Source organism: Vibrio sp. 10N.222.49.C9, assembly GCF_041474985.1.
Classification (GTDB): domain Bacteria; phylum Pseudomonadota; class Gammaproteobacteria; order Enterobacterales; family Vibrionaceae; genus Vibrio; species Vibrio crassostreae_C.
On record NZ_JBFRVD010000483.1, the window covers coordinates 1 to 321 of the forward strand.

The 321-nt window shown below is 45.2% G+C and carries 1 protein-coding gene; it reads left to right on the forward strand.

Translation table 11 applies throughout. The features are described from left to right. Nucleotides 1–321 (forward strand): hypothetical protein (locus AB4585_RS24105; protein WP_372171281.1); only part of this gene is annotated, 321 nt, incomplete at both ends.

Consider the following 321-nt stretch of genomic DNA (forward strand, 5'->3'; position numbering starts at 1 on the left):
GTGGTAAAACTCCGAGTGAGGTGCTAGACGGTCTGTTAGGTGGTGTAGTCGTTAAGAGTAAGGCAAAAGAGATGGCTTTCTTTGCGACTAAAGATGAGGCGGCTCGTCGTGTTGTTGACGCTGTTCGAGTGAGGCTTGATCTGGATTCATCCAGTTTAATCCTAGAGCCGAGCGCTGGCCATGGTGCTATAGCAGATGTTGTTCGTTCGCTAGGTTTACCGGTCATTACCAATGAAATATGGGAAGATAATAGAAGAATCTTGGAGGCAAAGGGTTATCATCCTTATGCTTTCGATTTTCTTGATACTTCACTTGGTTCAT